The 19,880-nt window shown below is 40.8% G+C and carries 18 protein-coding genes and 1 tRNA gene; 16 read left to right on the top strand and 3 right to left on the bottom strand.

Translation table 11 applies throughout. The annotated features are described in order from the left end of the window. Window positions 1-54 precede the first annotated feature (54 nt). The 7 genes from BUC07_RS07180 (at window position 55) to BUC07_RS07150 (ending at window position 7,227) form a co-directional block, all read left to right on the top strand. Window positions 55-285 (top strand): hypothetical protein, encoded by a 231-nt coding sequence (locus BUC07_RS07180; protein ID WP_073167859.1) that lies wholly within the window; start codon window positions 55-57, stop codon window positions 283-285. Between the two features lie 32 nt (window positions 286-317). Next, window positions 318-1,064 carry a hypothetical protein gene (locus BUC07_RS07175; RefSeq protein WP_073167857.1) on the top strand — a complete coding sequence of 249 codons (747 nt, stop codon included), beginning with the start codon at window positions 318-320 and terminating at the stop codon, window positions 1,062-1,064. A 123-nt stretch (window positions 1,065-1,187) separates the two neighbouring features. After that, window positions 1,188-1,781 carry a hypothetical protein gene (locus tag BUC07_RS07170; protein ID WP_139279503.1) on the top strand — a complete coding sequence of 198 codons (594 nt, stop codon included), beginning with the start codon at window positions 1,188-1,190 and terminating at the stop codon, window positions 1,779-1,781. Between the two features lie 152 nt (window positions 1,782-1,933). After that, entirely contained in the window at window positions 1,934-2,329 is a 396-nt protein-coding gene (locus BUC07_RS07165; RefSeq protein WP_073167852.1) for a hypothetical protein, read from the top strand. Continuing rightward, entirely contained in the window at window positions 2,326-2,574 is a 249-nt protein-coding gene (locus tag BUC07_RS07160) for a hypothetical protein (protein ID WP_073167851.1), read from the top strand. The genes BUC07_RS07165 and BUC07_RS07160 overlap by 4 nt, the downstream gene beginning before the upstream one ends. Continuing rightward, complete coding sequence (locus BUC07_RS07155) at window positions 2,567-5,176, top strand: phage tail tape measure protein (protein ID WP_073167849.1); 2,610 nt, start codon at window positions 2,567-2,569, stop codon at window positions 5,174-5,176. Before BUC07_RS07160 ends, BUC07_RS07155 begins: the two co-directional genes overlap by 8 nt. A 2-nt stretch (window positions 5,177-5,178) precedes the next feature. Then, window positions 5,179-7,227 carry a hypothetical protein gene (locus BUC07_RS07150; protein ID WP_073167847.1) on the top strand — a complete coding sequence of 683 codons (2,049 nt, stop codon included), beginning with the start codon at window positions 5,179-5,181 and terminating at the stop codon, window positions 7,225-7,227. 346 nt (window positions 7,228-7,573) lie between these two features. Here the strand turns inward: BUC07_RS07150 and BUC07_RS07145 are convergent. Beyond that, window positions 7,574-7,657 (bottom strand) — tRNA-Leu (locus BUC07_RS07145). 113 nt (window positions 7,658-7,770) lie between these two features. Between BUC07_RS07145 and BUC07_RS07140 the strand changes: the two genes are divergently transcribed. The 9 genes from BUC07_RS07140 to rsgA all read left to right on the top strand — a co-directional run bounded on the left by BUC07_RS07140 (window position 7,771) and on the right by rsgA (window position 17,003). Beyond that, window positions 7,771-8,160 (top strand): YidH family protein, encoded by a 390-nt coding sequence (locus BUC07_RS07140; RefSeq protein WP_073167845.1) that lies wholly within the window; start codon window positions 7,771-7,773, stop codon window positions 8,158-8,160. 68 nt (window positions 8,161-8,228) lie between these two features. Beyond that, the gene (locus BUC07_RS07135; RefSeq protein ID WP_073167843.1) at window positions 8,229-8,792 is read left to right on the top strand and encodes an RNA polymerase sigma-70 factor; all 564 of its coding nucleotides are present in this window, start codon (window positions 8,229-8,231) and stop codon (window positions 8,790-8,792) included. A gap of 126 nt (window positions 8,793-8,918) precedes the next feature. Beyond that, window positions 8,919-9,959 (top strand): FecR family protein, encoded by a 1,041-nt coding sequence (locus BUC07_RS07130; RefSeq protein WP_073167841.1) that lies wholly within the window; start codon window positions 8,919-8,921, stop codon window positions 9,957-9,959. Window positions 9,960-9,980: 21 nt separating this feature from the next. Beyond that, a complete protein-coding gene (locus BUC07_RS07125; RefSeq protein WP_175552484.1) occupies window positions 9,981-11,537 on the top strand; it encodes an aspartyl protease family protein in 1,557 nt (518 codons plus the stop codon). Beyond that, window positions 11,537-13,066 (top strand): carboxypeptidase-like regulatory domain-containing protein, encoded by a 1,530-nt coding sequence (locus BUC07_RS07120; RefSeq protein WP_073167836.1) that lies wholly within the window; start codon window positions 11,537-11,539, stop codon window positions 13,064-13,066. Before BUC07_RS07125 ends, BUC07_RS07120 begins: the two co-directional genes overlap by 1 nt. A 145-nt stretch (window positions 13,067-13,211) precedes the next feature. Then, window positions 13,212-13,556 (top strand): 30S ribosome-binding factor RbfA, encoded by a 345-nt coding sequence (gene rbfA / locus BUC07_RS07115; RefSeq protein ID WP_073167834.1) that lies wholly within the window; start codon window positions 13,212-13,214, stop codon window positions 13,554-13,556. A 44-nt stretch (window positions 13,557-13,600) separates the two neighbouring features. After that, entirely contained in the window at window positions 13,601-14,827 is a 1,227-nt protein-coding gene (locus BUC07_RS07110; protein WP_073167833.1) for an ABC transporter permease, read from the top strand. A 133-nt stretch (window positions 14,828-14,960) separates the two neighbouring features. Continuing rightward, window positions 14,961-15,989 (top strand): L-threonine 3-dehydrogenase, encoded by a 1,029-nt coding sequence (gene tdh, locus BUC07_RS07105; RefSeq protein WP_073167831.1) that lies wholly within the window; start codon window positions 14,961-14,963, stop codon window positions 15,987-15,989. A 63-nt stretch (window positions 15,990-16,052) separates the two neighbouring features. Then, a complete protein-coding gene (rsgA, locus tag BUC07_RS07100; RefSeq protein ID WP_073167829.1) occupies window positions 16,053-17,003 on the top strand; it encodes a ribosome small subunit-dependent GTPase A in 951 nt (316 codons plus the stop codon). Here rsgA and mnmA read toward each other — a convergent pair whose 3' ends face one another. Both mnmA and uvrC read right to left on the bottom strand, forming a co-directional pair. After that, the gene (gene mnmA, locus BUC07_RS07095) at window positions 17,004-18,056 is read right to left on the bottom strand and encodes a tRNA 2-thiouridine(34) synthase MnmA (protein WP_073167826.1); all 1,053 of its coding nucleotides are present in this window, start codon (window positions 18,054-18,056) and stop codon (window positions 17,004-17,006) included. Then, the gene (gene uvrC / locus BUC07_RS07090) at window positions 18,053-19,879 is read right to left on the bottom strand and encodes an excinuclease ABC subunit UvrC (RefSeq protein ID WP_073167824.1); all 1,827 of its coding nucleotides are present in this window, start codon (window positions 19,877-19,879) and stop codon (window positions 18,053-18,055) included. Before uvrC ends, mnmA begins: the two co-directional genes overlap by 4 nt. Window position 19,880: the final 1 nt, after the last annotated feature.

Genomic DNA, 19,880 nt, shown 5'->3' with positions numbered 1-19,880 from the left:
GTGTGCTGCATGCAGCAGCCACGGGGCCGGTTTTAAAAAGAAAATTTGAATGAAATGGTACTTGTAAGAAAACGATATTTCAATAACGGCATTCGCACTTTCCAGGTGAAGGTGCGAATTGTAACAAATGACGGAAAGCGGAAAGACCGCGAAATAAAAACAAATGCCAAAAACGCGAAAACTGCAGGATTCAGAGCCGAACAAATTTTACGAAAACAACCGGAAGTTAAATCTGCCAGGTGGCTTTTTGTGGTGGATCAAACGGATGGGAGCATACACTATTAAAAAACATATTGTTAAATTATAAAAATAAGATTATGAACAAAGAAAATTTCACACCACAATTGATTGGCCGTAATTACGAGGCCATTGAGAAAGAAACCGACAACTGGCAGTATGCCGTTCAGCAGTTGAACAGCATTGCGCGGGAGTGGCAGAACCAGTTTGCCGAATTCGACGTACCATTTACTCCGGATCGTGTAAATGAGATCTTGGTTGCCAAAGATATTGGTTACCTGCTAAAATCGATTTTTATCGAAAATGAACCTGAGCTGGCAAAGCTGGCAACCAGCAACCGGATTAAACGCACGAAGCTTATTGAAATTACAGATTTCCCGGATTTCGATTCCCTGAAAAATGAAATTATAAGCTTTAAGATTTGGGTAGATCGCACACGGATGGAAGGGCGACTCAACCAAATTGATACTATTTACCAGGACGGCAAATTTGTTTTCCCCGATGAAATGAAAAAAAGCATCGAGGAGAACCACACCTGGTACACCCGCGATGAAACTGAAAATGCAGCCCTGAAAATCGTTCAGGATGTTTGCAGCGCGTTCAATCGGTATAATGAATTGGGGGGCGACGTGAATTCACGCGATTTGCCGCGTCCGTTTGGCGATTACATTACCACCGTGAAAGGCGATAAAACATTTGGCGAACTAAATTCCGGGGCCAGTGAAAGCCGCTATTTTGTGCCAAAACTTATTCCACACTGGGGGATGTTTAAGAGCGACAAAAACACGCTGCTAAATCTGGTATCAGCCAATTATTTTATCGATTAGGCCAATAAAAAGAACCAGCTCAATAGCTGGTTTTAGTAGTAACCTGGTCGGTATTGACGTTAATAAAAAATTTTAATTAACTCAAAATTAAGGAAAAAGAAGTAAAAACAAAAATTAAATGACATGAACTATTCAATTATTCCTATCCCCGAAAAAGAGAAGGGACGCTTTAATGCGATGACAAAGCAGGATCGTATTTTATGGCACAACCGTTTTATTCAAATCATCGATGGGATAACCGCTGAACATGAATGGCAGCGGCACACAACCACCAACGATTTACCCGAACACGAACTGGATAAGGCCGCGAACCTGTACCGCGAAAACAAACAAAAATTCCTGTATTTTAAAGAACGGGCCGAATACTTGGGAAATTTACTGCAGCTCGATCCGGATGCAAGTATGTTGGAATATTCTCCGCAAAATTCATTTTTGGTCCCGAAAGGAGTTGAAGAATATGCATACAAGCAAATGACACCCAGGGAACTTGAAATGACCTACCTGCAATTTACCAAAATATTAACCGGTATCGATGAATCACTTAAATACTGGCAAAGTGGAAACTACATAAACGACCCTGCAAAAAAAGGGGGAGATACTTTAATTAATTACAACCATGAAATCCGTTCCTATTTTTCTGAACGGTTAAAACTGATTGTTGAACTTATTCAGAATCATTCCCTGCAGGATGATCCCGATCCGAGAAATATATATTGAGGTTTACTGTTCTTTTGCGTTTCATTTTTTGGGTACAACCGGGGTGCAATCGTTTTTGCATCCCGGTTTTTTTATGCCTGTTAGCAGCATCCCTGATTTGTCCTTTCATAAAGCCGTTAACCGCGTTACATTAGCTGATAAATTATTTAAAAATGAACAGATCAGAAAAACAGTTTCCGGCAATGGTAGGAATTAGGCTTTCCCAACAGGATCGCGAAGACCTGGAACGGCTATGTTCAGCCCTCGGAGTTACCAAATCCGAATTTGTACGGAAACGAATTGAAAATTTAAATTCCACAATCATGAGTAAAAACACATTATTCAACATTCCACCGGCACCGGCAACCGATGCCTGGGGGCGCAAAATTGCCACTGAGAAAAGTAAAAAGGCAAAAGCCGACAAATCATTTAAAGAGAAAATGAATGATGAATTCAACAGCGAACTAACCGCGAAACACGGCAATGTTTCAGCTATCGATGAAGGTGAAACACCTTTTTCCACACCCGAAGGAATTTTGGTTCAACTGAAAAACCAGGCAAAAAAATGAAACAAATCTGGACAATGAAAGAGGCCGAAAATTGGCGCGAGATTCAACGCGACCTGCCTGCAGTAATTAAACTTTCGAACAAACCGCAAAGCGAAATTTGCCGCCGGTCCGGTATTTCTTCATCACACTTCAACCACATTTTGAAAACCCCTTCGAGAATGAAGCCAAAACATTTTGTCGCCATTTTCAGGGCCATTGTTGAGGTAGATAATTTTGAACGCGTTAAACAACAATCCGATGGTTAACGAACAAGCCAATGTAAAAATTACCCTGAACAGCCAGGGGGCACAAAAAGAGCTGGGAGAGCTGCAGGGCGAAATGAAGCGGCTTATTGCGCTGAAAACGAAAGCAGAAAAAGCCGGAGACGTTACCGGCTGGAAAAAAATTGACGGGGAATTAAAAAAGGTAAATAAGCAGGCAAATAAACTGGTCCGCGAAAACCAGGACATTGAAAAAACCCTTAAAAACATTAACGGTGCAAGCCTTAACGACCTGCAGAAAGCCAAACGGCAATTAACAAATCAGGTTAACAAGCTGAACCGAAATACCGATGAATACACAAAAAAATCGAAGCAACTTAAAGCGGTTAAAAAAGAAATTTCGGGTATTTATTCAGAAACCAGCGCGGCAACCGGAATGACCGGCAAACTTAAAAACCTTGCCAGTCAGTTATTGCCTGCTTTCGGTTTTGCGGCTATCATTGGCGGGGCAATTAGAGGAGCGAAAGCCTTATTCAATTTATACCAGCAAACAGCAAAAGCGCGGAGAGAAGCGGAGAGGCTGACAGGGTTAAGCGGCCAACCGCTGGCAGATTTTACAGCCAAAGTTCAGGCAACGGCCAAAACCTTTGAGCAGGATTTTAACAAGGTACTGGTTTCTGTGAACTCCATTTCCCAGACAATGGGAATTTCACTGGATGAAGCGCTGCAAAAAGTAAACGACGGTTTTTTGACAGGAGCCGATTCATCCGGCGAATTTTTGGATATCCTGAAAGAATACGGGCCGCAATTTAAAGCTGCTGGTTTGTCTGCTGATGAATCCATTGCACTAATCAGCCAGCAGGTTAAATCCGGTATTTACTCCGACAAAGGTATTGATGCAATAAAAGAGGCCACAATCAGCATTCGTGAAATGACACCGGCCACACGTGCCGCGATTGAAGGAATTGGAATCAGTTCCGTTACCATGCAGCAGCAGCTACGAAACGGGACCATTACTGTTTTTGATGCCATTCAGCAAATCAGTAGTAAAATGGCTGAATTGCCGCCGCAAAGTTCAGAGGTGGGAACTGCTTTAGCTGATATTTTCCGCGGAGCCGGTGAAGATGCCGGACTGGAATATATTGCCATGCTGGGAACGGCTGAAATGAGTTTGGAAAAACTCAAAGCTGGAGCGGGTGAAAATGCCGTTGCACAGGAGAAACTTTTACAGGCCAACCAGAAACTTAATGAGGCATGGTCGGAGCTGATGGGAACCGGAACCGGCACATTCGATGCCATTAAAGCTTTTGCTATTGATTTGGCAGCCACAGGAATTGGAGGTATTGCCAAAGGTATTGCAGATGTCAGGGATTGGTTTATTACCATGTACAATGAGAGCCTGCCGGTAAGGGCCGGATTTCAGTACATGCTGGCCACCTGGCGAACCGGTTTTTTGGGTGTAAAAATTGCGCTGCAAAGTCTGTGGGAACAACTCAAATTAGGTGGCAATCTCATTAAATCGATTCTCACTTTCGATGTGGAAGGCATTAAAAATGCCATTACCACCTGGGGCGACAACATGACCGGCAAAGTAGCTGATAACGCCACCAAATTAGCCGATATTTGGAAAAATGCCTGGAACAATACCATTGACGGCAAACTGACTGCAGGTAAACAATTTCAGGACCCTGCAACCAGTCAGCAACCGGCAACAGGTTTTTCAGGTCCGCCAACGTTTGATAACAACCAGGAGGGCGACGGAACCGGAGAATTAGGCAGAGAAGAAACACCTGCAGAAATGGAATCCCTCGGAGATCCCCGGATTGCAAATGAAGTAATTTATACCGATGCCGTTTTAGAGCAGAGCCAACTCAGAGAAAGGATTCTCAACAAAGAACAAGAGGCTGCAGAACAACGCGCGGAGAATGAAGAAAAGCTTCAACAGCAGAAAAGAGATGCCTATTTATCCACACTCGACACTATTATTGGCGTTTTTGGGGAAGAAAGCCGTATTGGTAAAGCTGCATTATTGGCAAAACAAGCCTATGCCGTTGCCGAAACCATTATCAACATTGCCAAAGGTACCGGGGAGTCAGCAGCCGCGGCACCTTTCCCGGCCAACATTCCGCTTATTATTGGTTTTGTAGCACAAGTTGCCGGGTTAATCGGAACCATAAAAAGCGCAACAGGCAAAGTAAAAACAAATGCCGAAGGCCGTTATCCTGTTACCGGGTCTGATGGGAAAACATACAGCGTTAGTTATTCAGGCAGGCCACAAACCGGGTTTTACGATGGCCCTCAGCTCGGGATTTTTAACGAGGTATCCGGTCAGCCTGAATTAGTAGTTGATGGCAAAACTACCAGGGAACTTAGGATGAATTACCCTCAAATTGTTGATGCGATTCTTCGTGTAAGGGATGGCCGCCCGGTAACTTACGCCGAGGGCAAATATCCTGCTAAACAAGTTGATTATCCATCTGGCAGCAGCTCAATCGACACTGAAACCGGAAAAATGGTTGCCGGTGCCGTACTGGAATTGAAAGAAGAAATTAAGCGGTTCCAACGGTGGAAACCCACTGTTTACACCCAAATGATTAAAAAAGATTTGGAAACATTGAATGAAATTGAGAACAAAAGAGGGCTTTAATCATGCTTGCATTTTATTTAAATAACAAATCATTTGCAGTTGACGAGGACAACTCGGTCAAATTAACCTGGCGTAACCCCGCCTGCAATTTCGATAGTTTCCCCGGCGATGTTGGCCTGGGGATTAACATCCCGGCAAATGATATTAACCGGACAATCTTAGGCAACCCCGAAGATTTTGAGCGATACGCAAAAGAAAACACCCGCGAATTCGAAGGGTTTGAAATCCATTTCAGCGGGGTTTTGTTAATGGCGGGCACGCTGATAATTAAAACCGCCGACAACGAAAGTTATAATTGCTGGTTACGCTCGAACACCGGCAACATTGGCGAAGAACACCGGGAAAAATACATTTACGACAGTATTTCATTTAAGCAGCAAAAGGTTTTCCAGAACAAATCGGATTACGATCCGGATGTGGATGAATATGCCTGCCCAGGGGTTTATAATCCAGATTTTTTTAAAGAGAAAGGGCAAAAAGTACCCGTAATAAAAATGGTTGAAAACCCGTCCTATGGTAAGTTAATTATTGAATTCAAATGGTCTCACATCCTAAAAATTGACGACCGTGAATATATTCCCGAAACCGTGGAATCCGAAGATTTAACAGAGGCATTTCTCCGTTATTCAGGCTGGCAGGTAAACGCTAAAAACGAAGACGGCACTATAAAGGCCCCGAAAACTTCCAGCGATGCGGATGCGGAAAGTGTGAAAAATGATTTGGATGTTTCCGTGGTTTCTCCCATGTTGTTTCTGAATTATGCCATAAAAACCCTTTTCAAAGATGCCAAATTCGGAATTAAAGAAAATTTCATTGCCGATGATCCCGACTTGAAAAGGTTGGTTATTTACCACAATTTCGACATTAACGAAATAGCCACAACAGCCGACCGTTCATTTTATAAGGATTTTTGGGATGAAACGTATGAAGGGATTTATGAGGATCACACCCCCAGGGCCCGAAGTGTAGGAAACAGGATAAACCTGGTTGGCAGGCAGGTTAATACGTTTTATTACAAAGAACTTTTTCCGCCCATAAAGTTGAAAGAATTCATCCTAAGTGTGCAAAATCTGCTCAATGTTTTCTTCCATTTTCAACCCAACCGAAGGATCGTAAATATTATTGACAGGGAATCCGTTTTCACATCCGCTTCAATCGATATCAGCAAATATTTGGACGGAAACTGGCAACTGGAAGATAAAAAAGACAGCTCCCTGAAATTTGTTTATGAACATGACGGCGACGATCTTATTTTTAACGAGCAATGGGCTGATTTAACCGATTACCGGTTAAACGAAAAGGAACCGGTTGATACCTGGGACGAGCTCGAACAAATCGATAACCCGGAAATGGATGAAATCCGATTTGTAAGGGAAACAAACACCTACGTTCAATATAAATTGTGGCTGCTTGAAAATACAGACGAAGAAACCGGGGAAAATACGCAGGAAAAATACATTGGTTGGCGGCACCTTTCAATAGGTTTTCAGCACGCTTTTTACAACCACGGTAAAGATGAAACCGAAGAAATAAAAACAGAATTCAGCACCCTGGTTGGAGAGGAGAGTGCCGAAACCCGGCAAATGGGAAATATGCGAAGCGAACAGTTTGAATACAGTTCCTTTACACCACGGTTGTTATTCTATAATGGCAATAATACCGGAGCCTACCAAACCAGTAATTTAAGCCTCGATTTTGAGCAAGAAACCACCGGTTTGTTAGAAAAGAGGTGGCGGTATTGGAGCCGGTTTTGGGCAACCAGGCAGCCCGTTTCCTGCAAGGCGCATTTCCCTCTGGGTGTCTTGGATCATGTACTGAACAACATTTATCGAAAATTCAAGTCCAGGGAAGGAGAATTCATCATTGAAGAAATTACCACAGAATTTGGAACCAACCAGATAGGCGCAACCGAAATCAAAGGCTATAAAATGAACTATTCACCACGGGTTTATTCCCTCGAGGATGCCTGGGATGTGAATGATGTTATATGGGTGGATGAAACTATTGATATGACAGGAGCCGAACGGTTTTTCCCATTAGTAATTGATTAACTGGCATATAGCGCATTTTTTTTATAATCGTAATTACGTTTTTGATTCAGGGCGGTGCGGGGTACATTAGGTTACAATGACAGAAAATCAAACCTTCTTAAAGGCCAAAACGCTGATTTTCAGCATAAATTCATTTTTTTGGTGACAATAGCGTTATCTATTTAGAATTATTCTTAATAAGAACCGGTAAAAACCGTAATTATTTTTTCATTGTTGCATTTTAAACCCGCTCGGGACCGTGTGTTTCGGGTGGGTTTTTTGTGAAAAAATCAATCCCATTTCCCAAAAATGGTAACAAAAACGGTACTAAAAAAGGCCTAACTAATTGATAATTAAGCCTTTTTCGTACCCGGAGTGGGAATCGAACCCACACTCCATTGCTGGAACTGGATTTTGAATCCAGCGCGTCTACCAATTCCGCCATCCGGGCTTTTTCCTGTTGTGGAAAAATGGTGTGCAAAGCTAATTATTTCACCCAAATTGACAAAATCTATTTTCTTATATTTGTTTTGCGGTTGTTGCATTAACAAATCACCTCAAAAAATGAGTAAAGAAAACAGGGATACAAAACTACGCGAACACCTCGCAAACGAACGCACATACCTGGCTTGGATACGCACTTCCGTTGCGTTAATGGGGCTGGGATTTGTAATTGTAAAATTTGCGCTCTTTCTTAAGGAAATTACATTAATGATGGACAATTCCAGTTTTGCCATTTCAGAAAGATCTTCGGCCGTTATTGGTGTTGTTATGGTGGCTTTGGGTGTTGTCCTGACAATTTTTGCATTTTTTCAGTACAAAAAGGTGGAGAAACAAATCAACCGGCAAACCTATAAATCTTCCTCTCCGGTTTCAACTATACTTACACTCGCCATATTAATCGGGGGTATAATTCTTGTTATTGATTTATTAACCAGCATATCATTTAATTGAAACAAAATTCGCTCAAAAAATCAACCTGTTTTATTACCTTGGACACTCATTAGGATGGAACAATTACAATGTACCTGCAAGAAGATTACATACTTTTCGAAAAAATAAAACAGGACGACAAAAAAGCCTTTGAAACCCTTTTTCATCGGCACTACGGTATTTTATGTCATTATGCAACCCATCTTATAAAAAATGAAGCAGAAGCCGAGGAAATCGCCCAGGAACTGTTTGTGCGGCTTTGGGAAAAACGGGAAAAAATTCAAATTGACACTTCGCTGAAAAATTACCTTTTCAGGGCAGTTAAAAACCAATGCCTGAACTACATTCAACACAACCAAATAAAAAATCAATATGCCCAAAAGGTTATTCACGAAACAGAAGCCGTGAAAACCGACGAAAGTAACTACCCGAAAATTGGGCTGCTCCACAAAATTGAAGAATCTATTAACTCGCTACCGGAAAAACGGCAGGAAATTTTCAGGTTAAGCCGCCAGCAAGGTTTAAAATACCGCGAAATTGCTGAAAAACTCAATATCTCGGTAAAAACTGTTGAAACACAAATGGGCCTGTCTATTAAAACCTTACGCGAAAAGCTGAAACACTACTCAGGCATTCTCTTGTTTTTCATCTAAATTTTTTCAACTCATTTAAGGGTAAATTCATTTCAGCCTGTCTTTAAAAATAGAAAGGCGAATGTGTGCGCATTTCACAAAACTATTTAGCAAGATTCTTTTACATGATTTCATACCAAATAAAGAATGAAAAATAAAGTTACATCTGAAAAGCCCGATTGGGATTTAATAGGCAAATACCTCACTGGTGAAGCCACTCCCGCCGAAAAAGAACGAGTGGAAAAATGGGCAAACCAGTCGGTTAAAAACCGCGAAGAACTTGAAAAGGCAAGGCAAATGCTGGAAAATGCCGATTTGGTTTACAAGCTGAAACAGTACGATTCAGCTGCAGCGTGGCAAAAAGTTGCTGCACAAACAGTGCCGGTTCGGCAAATGAATTTCAGGAAGGAAATTGTTACGAAAATTTACCGTTACGCCGCTGTTATTCTGGTTGCAATTTTACTTGGAGTGGGAGGGTATTACATTGCCAACCAAAACCCGGTGAATGAAATTTATACTGAAATTTTACCTCCCGAAACGCTCGAATTGCAGGAACATACTTTACCCGATGGTTCGGTTGTTACGTTAAACAGCAATTCAAAAATCAGCTTCCCGAAACGGTTTAAAGGCAATGTAAGGGAAGTTACCATCACAGGAGAAGTCTTTTTTGATGTGGAGCCCAATCCCGAAAAACCCTTTGTAATTAACGCCGGAGAAACGCAGGTAAAAGTGCTGGGAACATCATTCAACGTTTCGGCATACCCGGAGCAGGAAAAAGTGGAAGTAATTGTGGAAACCGGAAAAGTACAGGTAACCAGGAAAACCAACACATCAACAAAAGAAACCGACAGCCTTTTACTGACACCGGGAGAAAAGGGAACGTTTTCAGAAAAAAACAATAAACTGGAAAAAAATGTGAATGCCGACCGCAATTACCTCGCATGGAAAACCCACAACCTGGTTTTTGAAAAAACACCACTCCACCAGGTAATCAGCCATCTAAAAAAAGTTTATCGTATTGATATTCAGATCACAGACAAAGAATTAAACCACCTGGTTTTAACTGCTGAATTCAATGAAAAACCAATAGATTTTATTCTGAATGTAATACAACTGACATTTGATTTAGACCTCAGCGAGGAAAACGGACAATATATTTTGTCGAAACAGGAAATTGTTAACAATTAAAGCTTCAAGGAGATGAAAACAATGAAAACAAAAATCGGATTTGCAATGGCCCTTTTGCTGGCTCTTGCTGTGTTTATGCCCAATACTTCGGTTGCTCAGGAACACAACGAACAGGTTCTCGATCAAAACATAAGTATTTATGCCGAAGATGAACCTTTGTCTGATATCATCGAAAAAATATGTAACTACTTAAACATAGATTATTCCTATAATTCAACGCTTGTAGCAGACAAAAAGGTAAACCTGAACGTTTCGAATAAACCCATAAAATTTGTGCTGGAAAAACTGATGCAGGATTTTTATCTTCTGTTTGAAATTGAAGATAACATTCTGGTTGTGAGGGATTACGTTCCGCTGGACGAAAGCATTGAATTCGACCGCGACTCCCGGCAATATCATTCGGCAAACCGTGGCTTTCTGTTTGATGATCCCTCCGACAAATCAATTACACTCGATTTCAAAACGGCCAGCAACCTGATTATTATTCCGGTAACCATTAACGAATCAGATACCCTGAATTTTATTCTCGATACCGGAGTTCGATTCCCCATTATTACCGAGTTGCCGTTTGTTAATAAATTGAATCTGAACTATTTAATGCCTGTCCAGGTAAAAGGATTAGGCGAAGGGCATGAACTTACGGCTTATCGCTCAGGCAATAATACAATGAAATTAAACGGGTTAACCGCCCGAAACCAGGAAGTGCAAATGATTATCGATGAAAATTTCCAGATTTCGCACATGCTGGGAATTCCGGTTCACGGACTTATCGGTTTTAACCTTTTCAAAGATTACATCGTAAAAGTCGATTATCCGAGCGAAAAAATTACGTTGTTCAAGCCGGAATATTACAAATACCGCGATCGCCGGAAAGACATAATTATGCCGCTGCACCTGGAAAATAACAAACCATTTGTACGCACCAGTATTATAACCGACGACCTCCAGGAAGTTCCTGTAAAACTGCTTGTTGACACCGGTGCCAGCGATGCTATATGGCTTTCTGAAAAATCGGACGAACGCATTGATTTACCGGATAAAAATATCGACACCTTTCTGGGTAGAGGATTAAACGGAAATGTATATGGAACCAAAGGAAGGATAGACGGAATCTGGGTTGGCCCGCTGATTCTTTCCAAGCCAATTGTGGCATTTCCAAATTCAGATCTTATTAAGCAATTAATTTCATCCAACGACCGCAACGGAACGCTTGGAGCAGAAATACTGCGCCGGTTTATTGTAACGATCGATTACCGGAACAGCCGCTTAACGCTGCGCCCTACAAGCCGCGTGAAAGAAGATTTCAACTACAATATGAGCGGCATGGAAGTTATCAATCCGGTTCCCGGATTACCCATTTTTACCATTACAGATATCCGCGAAAATTCACCGGCCTATTTTGCAGGGCTCAAAGAAAACGACCAGATTTTGTCGCTGAACTGGAGCAACCATAAATCGATGGAATTAAATGATATAAACTTGTTGCTTCAAAGCCGCGAAAACAAAAAAATAAGGGTGAAAGTTTTACGCGAAGGGGAAGAATTTAAAACTTCATTCGAGCTGAAAAAACTATTTTAATGTCGATTAAACGAATTTGCATAGCACTCTCCATCCTGTTGTTTTCTTTCAGTTTGAAAGCACAGCAACAGGATGGATCTGTTTTTGAACGACGCGTTTCAATTAACGCCGAAAAGCAGCCGTTAAGCAATATTCTCGACCAAATCAGCTGGCAGGTCAGGGTGTACTTCTCCTACGATGCTACGCAAATAAATGCCAGTCAAAAATACACAATCCAGGCCATTGAAAAATCGCTCTATTCTGTTCTCACTGAACTTTTCAATCCACAGGAATTTATACTGCATGAACTTGAAAACCAAATAATTATAACAAAGAATAACAGTCCGAAAGATTCGGTACTGAGTGTTGTAAACGACAGCATTCCTGTAAAATATTTTTTTCTGACGGGAAGAGTGCTCGAACAGAAAAAAGAGGTCCCGGTAGCCTATGCATCAGTTTCAGTTTTAAATGAACCCGTGGGCACAATCACCAATGCCGATGGCGATTTTCTGCTAAAACTGCACCCGGATTATATCCAGGACACGCTGGTGATTTCGAGCATGGGATACAAACAAATTTTAAAACCGGCCTATCAGTTTCTCGACGAGGATATTTTTCTTCTGGAGCCCGTTTCCATTCGCATTCGCGAAGTGAAGGTAGTTTCCACCGACCCTGAAAAACTGCTCGATAATATCAGCGAAAACATTGAAAAAAACTACAGTGCCTACCCCAAACTGATGTCGGCATTTTACCGCGAAACCGTGAAACAAGACGACGGCTACATAAATGTTTCAGAGGCCGTTATGGAAATTCTGAAAGCGCCATATGTGAACACCTATCGCGCCGATTTGGTAAGGCTGGTAAAAGCACGCCAAAGTCCGGATGTTCAGCCTTTTAAATGGATAAATTTTAAATTGCAGGGCGGCCCCTTCACCATAACCCAGCTCGATGTGATTAAAACGGTTGAAAGTTTTATCGATGAAGAAACCCGTCATTTTTACGATTACCAAATCAGCAATGTCATCCGCTACAACAACCACCCGGTTTTTGTGCTTGATTTTAAGCCTGTTAGCGGCACCAATTTTCATGGTTACGTGGGCGAATTGTATGTTCACCGTGAAACATTTGCCGTGGTGCATGCCCGCTTTGGACTCGACAGGCGCGGACTGCGAAAAGCTACCAGTATTTTGATAAAACGAAAACCAATCGGGGTAAAAGCACGGCCATCGTTTGTGGAGTATGAAGTAAACTACAGGCAGTACCAGGGAAAATGGCACCTCTCAAATGCAAGGGCTTCCACAAAGTTTAAAATCCGCAGCCGGAAAGACAACATCAACTCCGAGTTTCACAGCGTTTCCGAACTGCTGGTTACCGACCTTCAACCTACTGAATTAAAACGTTTTCCGCGAAAAGAATCGCTCACGCAACGCGATGTTTTTGTGGAAATGATAAACGATTACGATCCCGGGTTCTGGGAAAACTACAACATAATTAAACCCGATGAGGACCTTCGAAATGCCATTCCAAAGCTCATTTCAGAAACAAACTAACAACCCTTTAAAAATCAATATTTTTCTGGTTAAACCGTTTTTCAGGACAATTTTTGGTAACTCTTTTCATCCTGATGGTTTCACACCTTCGCTTTGAACTATTTTCGTTAATTTTGCCTAAAAATAATAAAGGGACAAAACTCTTATGGAACAATTCAGCACCAGACAAAATAAAATCTCCCGGCTCGTACAGCGCGAAATGGCAGATATTCTGCTTCAGCTAAATAAATCGAAATACCAGGGAAAACTCATTAGCGTTTCTATTGTGCGTGTAACCAAAGACATGAGCATTGCACGTATTTACCTGAGTATTTTCCCGTCGGAATATTCAGCGGAAATATTAAGTGAAATTAAACTGAATACCAAAGCAATAAGGGGAGATCTTGGCCACCGTATCGGAAAAAGCGTACGAATAATTCCCGAATTGGAATTTTATATCGACGACAGCCTCGATTACATTGAACACATTGACGATTTGCTCGGAAAATAGATCAAATAATTGGCAAAATTTATCGTTTCACACCAAAAAGAAAGTTGAATCTACCACTATTTATAGCAAAACGATACCTGGTTTCTAAAAAGAAACAAAATGTTATTAATATAATTTCGGGTATTTCGGTTGCCGGGATTATTGTTGGCACCATGGCGCTGGTAATTGTCCTGTCGGTTTTCAATGGTTTTAACAGCCTGATAGAAACCTTTTTCAGCAACTTCGATCCGGATATAAAAATTACCTCGGAGCGAGGAAAAATGTTTTCAACCGATGATGAGCGGTTCGAGAAACTAAAACAACTGCCCGATGTAATTCACTATGCCGAAGTAATTGAAGAGGTGGCTTTGCTGAAATACAACCAGCAGCAGTATGTTGCTGTTGTAAAAGGCGTTCCGGACAATTTTGCCCGATATACAAATATTGATACTCTCATTGTTGACGGTGATTTTTTACTCAATGACAATGGAATTAGTTACGCGGTAGTAGGGCAGGGAGTGGCCTATAATTTGGGCCTCGGGCTTACGTTTGTTGACCCAATCAGGCTGTTTGTACCCCAAAAAGGAAGGCCAACTGCAGTCAATCCGGCCCGCGCGCTCAACTACGACTATATTTATCCATCGGGCGTTTTTTCTGTTCTGGAAGAAATTGACTCCAAATACATTATTGTTCCCTTTAATTTTGCGGCTGAACTTTTTGAAAGCAACAACCACATTTCGGCTATTGAATTGGGACTAAACCCCGATGCAAACGCCAAAAAAGTACAAAAAGAAATTGAATCGATTTTGGGTGAATCGTTTCACGTGAAAAACAAATACCAGCAGCACGATTTGATTTACAAAACCATGGAATCGGAAAAATGGGCGGCTTACCTCATTTTAGTTTTTATTTTGGTGGTTGCCTCGTTTAACATGCTGGGAAGCCTTTCAATGCTCATAATCGACAAAAAAGAAGACCTGTTCATACTGCGCAGCATGGGAGCCAACTCCACACTAATCCGACGAATTTTTCTTTTTGAAGGATGGATGATTTCATTTTTCGGGGCAATAATTGGCGCCATACTTGGCATTTTAATCTGCTGGGCACAAATTGAGTTCGAACTAATAGGGTTGCCCGGGGCAGGGTCATTCATCATTTCGGCCTATCCTGTAAAAATTATATTTTCAGATATCCTGATAATTTTGGGAATTGTATTTTTTATCGGATTTATCGCATCATGGTATCCGGTCAGATTTATTTCGCAACGCTATCTGCTAAGCGAAAGCAACTAAAAAACTATTTTCCAGGTTATTAAAAATTCAATTTGAAAGATATTTTGTAATGCTGATTTTCCTTCTTCTTTTAACCTCAAAATTATTTTATTTTGCAAACTGAATCATACGAAACATTTTAAAACGATAAAACGTGAAAGCACTGGTAAAAAGCAAAGCAGAAAAAGGTATTTGGATGGAAGATGTTCCAATGCCTAAAGTTGGCCCCAACGATGTACTAATCAAAATAAAAAAAGCCGCTATTTGCGGTACCGATCTTCATATTTACAAATGGGACGAGTGGGCACAGCAAACCATTAAACCCCCGGTAACTATCGGGCACGAATATATGGGAACTGTTGTTGAAGTGGGTTCAGAAGTTGACCGTGTGCAAGTAGGGGAGCGGGTTACTGTTGAAGGCCACATCTCCTGCGGATTTTGCCGCAACTGCCGGCGCGGGAGGCAGCACATTTGCGACAATACAATTGGCATTGGTGTTCAGCGCGATGGTGGTTTTGCCGAATACATTTCAGTACCCGCCAAAAATGTTTTGCACATAGATGTAAGCATCCCCGACGAAATTATGTCCATCATGGATCCACTCGGAAACGCCACACACACAGCGCTTTCATTTCCGCTTTTAGGTGAAGATGTTTTAATTTCAGGAATAGGCGGCCCAATTGGCGCAATGGCTGCTGCCATTTGCCGCTTTGCAGGAGCACGCAATGTAATCGGAACCGATTTAAGTCCTTTCCGCCGTGCTTTGGCCCGTAAAATGGGTGCTACACGCGTAATCGACCCCACCAAAGAGAGCATAAAAGAAGCTATGGAACGGCACAACATGGTGGCCGGTTTCGATATCGGACTGGAGTGTTCAGGCTCGCCTGCAGCTTTTAACGACATGGTAAATCACATGTACAACGGCGGAAAAATCAGCTTACTGGGGATTCTTCCACAGAAAACCCAAATTAACTGGAACAACGTCATTTTCAAGGGATTAACATTAAAAGGGATTTATGGCCGTGAAATGTATGAAACCTGGTACCACATGGAAATGATGCTCACTTCGGGACTGGATATTACGCCGGTAATCACCCATCGTTTTCCGGCCGATGATTACCAAAAGGCTTTCGAAATTATGGAAGAAGGAAATTGTGGCAAAATCATATTAAACTGGGATTAAGAAAATTACACACATGTTCCACGTGAAAACAACTTTGTTTAAAACGTGAATTAAAAACTTATTTTGAAAAAAGGATTAGTAATAAAATCGACAGGTAGCTGGTTTGCAGTTGAGGATGAAAACGGAGAGGTTTTCGATTGCAAAGTAAAAGGCAATTTTCGGATGAAAGGAATAAAAAGCACCAATCCGGTTGCTGTGGGCGACAAGGTGGATTTTATTATTCAGGATGATCCGGAAAGCCATTTTGATAAAAACCGGGGCTGGATCACTGCAATTGAAGACCGTAAAAATTACATTGTTCGCCGGTCGCCCAACCTTTCAAAACAATCGCATGTTATTGCAGCAAATATCGACCAGGCAGTGCTAATTGCCACCATTGCCTGGCCTGTAACAACCACCACTTTTATCGACCGGTTTCTTGCTTCAGCCGAAGCTTACCGAATTCCAGTACTGCTTGTTTTCAATAAAACGGACAGATACAGTTCAGACCAAACAGAAAAAATGAACGAACTGATAGCCATTTATTCCAAAATTGGTTATAAATGCCTGAAAACGTCTGCAGAAAAGAAAACAGGATGGGATGATTTGAAAGAAAACCTGAAGGATAAGACCAATGTAATTAACGGACACAGCGGGGTAGGGAAGTCAACCCTTATAAATTTACTGCAGCCCGGCCTCAATCTGAAAACATCTAAAATTTCAGACACGCACAAAACAGGGAAACATACCACTGCTTTTACGGCCCTTTATAAATTATCGTTTGGTGGATATATAATCGACACGCCGGGAATTAAAGGTTTCGGGATGCTTCATATGGAAGCCTGGGAAATTTCCCACTATTTTCCTGAGATTTTCAGAATTTCAAAAAATTGCCAGTACAATAACTGCTCACATACGCATGAACCGGGCTGTGCAGTTAAAGATGCGGTAGAAAATGGAGAAGTGGCCCAAAGCCGGTTTATAAGTTATTTGGGATTACTGGAGGGAGATGACAAATACCGAAAACCTTATTAGTCAAGCTGAACCATAAATAAATCCTCCGCCAATCACTCGTTCATCGTCGTAAATTACTGCTGTTTGCCCATTGGCTACCATAGCAACTGGCTCCTTCAATTCAACCACAGCTTTTTGCTGTGGTAAAATACGAATCCGGCAAGGTGTTTCCTGTAATCGATACCTGATTTTTACCGTATAAAGTTTACCAATATTTAATGCTTCAACATTAACAAAATGAGTGTTTTGCAGGTACAATTCAGAACGATACAATTCATCAAAATCAGCTAACACCACTTCATTGGTTTTGGGTCTAAGTTCCCGAACAAAAACTGGTTTATTCAGATGAATTCCCAGTCCTCTGCGCTGTCCTATGGTGTAATGAAAAATGCCTTTGTGTTTTCCTACTACTTCTCCATTTTTGTTAATGAAATTACCAGGTTCAGATTTTACCCCCAATTCAGTGAGGTATTTGCGATAATCATTCCCTTCAATAAAACAGATGCCCATACTCTCACTTTGTCCCGAAAGAGAGTTAAATCCTTTATTTTCAGCGAATATACGAACATCATCCTTTAACATATTTCCTAAAGGAAAAACCAGGCGCTGAATTATATTTTCTGACAGGCCCCACAGAAAAAATGATTGATCCTTTTCATTATCCTTACCGACTGAAATATATTTTCCACCCATATTTTCCACAATATTTACATAATGTCCGGTAGAAATATAATCACAGGAGAATTCATCAGCATACTTTTTCAAATTATGAAACTTGACTTGCGGATTGCAGACTGCACAGGGAAAAGGAGTGTTTCCGTGCTTATAACTATCAATAAAATAACTGATAATCAACTCCTTAAACTCATTTCTTAAATCAATTGTATGATGGTCAATTCCTAATTTTTGAGCTAAACGTTTCGCTTTTATGGATGTGGGATGATGTTCAATAGCGCTGTTCCCTGAAAACAGAAATGTTATTCCAATGACAACAAATCCTTTCTCCTGGAGAATCATTGCAGCAACAGAACTGTCGATTCCCCCGCTCATTCCAAGTAAAACTTTTTTGTTCATTTCTGTTTCTCAGGATGAAAATATTGAAATAAAATAGTTGCTTTTTGATTTCCAACTGACTTAATAAGAGATTCTTGTGGAGCGTCTTTAATATTCTTTACCGATTTAAAATCGCGCAATAATTTCTGTGCTGTCTTTTCTCCAATTCCGGGAATATGCAACAATTCAGAATCAGTCATACTTTTGGACCGCTTTTGCCGGTGAAAAGTAATACCAAATCTGTGCGCTTCGTCACGAAGCTGTTGAATTATTTTTAATGTTTCTGAATTTTTATTGATATACAACGGAACAGAATCGCCGGGAAAATAAATTTCCTCTAACCGTTTTGCGATACCTATAATTGAAATAACTCCTTTTAAATTAAGCTTTTCCAATGCTTTTACAGCAGACGACAACTGACCTTTTCCGCCATCTATAACAACAAGTTGAGGAAGTGGTTGATTTTCATTTAACAGACGTTTATAGCGACGATAAACAACCTCCTCCATTGAAGCATAATCATTTGGACCTGTTACTGTTTTAATGTTGTAATGACGGTATTCCTTTTTACGTGGTTTGGCATTCTTAAAAACCACACATGCGGCCACGGGATTGGAACCCTGCAAGTTACTGTTATCAAAGCATTCAATTCTCCGTGGAAGTTCAGCCAAATGAAGGTCAGTTTTTATTGTATTTAAAATACGCTCTTCCCTGATTTTTGGGTTCTTTTGTACCAGTTGTTTATCTTTTTCAAGCCTGAAATACCTGGCATTCCGGTAGGACAAATCCAGTAATTTCTTTTTATCACCACGCTGGGGAACTTTGAACACAACATCTTTCAATTGTTGATCAGGTAAAAATGGTACTAAAATTTCATTGGCATTACTGAATATTTTCTGCCGAATATCTACAATTCCGGCAAGCAATAGCTCTTCGGACGATTCATCAAGGCTCTTTTTAATTTCCAGTGTAAATGTTTGAATAATAGCCCCCTTTATAACCTTCAAATAGTTAATATACGCAAACTTGTCATCCTGATCGATAGTAAAAACATCAACATCAGAAATAGTTGGAGAAACAACAGTTGATTTACTTTGATAACGTTTAAGGGATTCATATTTTTCTTTAATCTCATGTGCTTCCTCAAAATTCATTTCAGAAGCCATTTCATCCATACGTTGCTCCAAATGCTTAATAACCCCGGAAATATTTCCTTTTAAAATATTGGTAATATCCTCAATTCCCTCGTTATACTTTTCAGCCGAAACAAGCCCTTCGCAGGGCCCTTTGCAATTACCGATGTGATATTCAAGGCAAACTTTATATTTGCCGGATTGGATATTTTCGTTAGTTAGCTGATAGTTGCAGGTACGCAATTTATACTCTGATTTAAACAGTTCCAGAAGCGTGCGTACCGTATAGATAGAGGTGTAGGGACCAAAATATTTTGAGCCGTCTTTAATCAAATTTCGGGTTTTAAACACCCTTGGAAATGGCTCATTTTTAATACAAATCCATGGATAACTTTTGTCGTCCTTTAGTCGAATATTATAGCGCGGTTGATACTTTTTTATAAGGTTATTCTCAAGCAGCAGGGCATCCTGTTCGGTTTCCACAACCAGGTGTTTAATATCTGCTATATTACGTACCAACAGTGCTGTTTTTCGGTTATCGTGCTGTTTTGAAAAATAGCTGGAAACACGCTTTTTGAGGTTTTTGGCCTTACCGATATAAATAATTTTACCAGTATTGTCAAAAAACTGGTAGATCCCCGGTTTTCCGGGCAGCACGGAAATCAGGTTCTTTAAATAATCAATATCTCCATTTTTTGACTGGTATTTCACA

The sequence above is a fragment of the Tangfeifania diversioriginum genome, assembly GCF_900141875.1.
GTDB lineage: Bacteria > Bacteroidota > Bacteroidia > Bacteroidales > Prolixibacteraceae > Tangfeifania > Tangfeifania diversioriginum.
The sequence above is the reverse complement of the archived record's forward strand: the minus strand, read 5'-3'. Positions and strand labels throughout refer to the sequence as shown.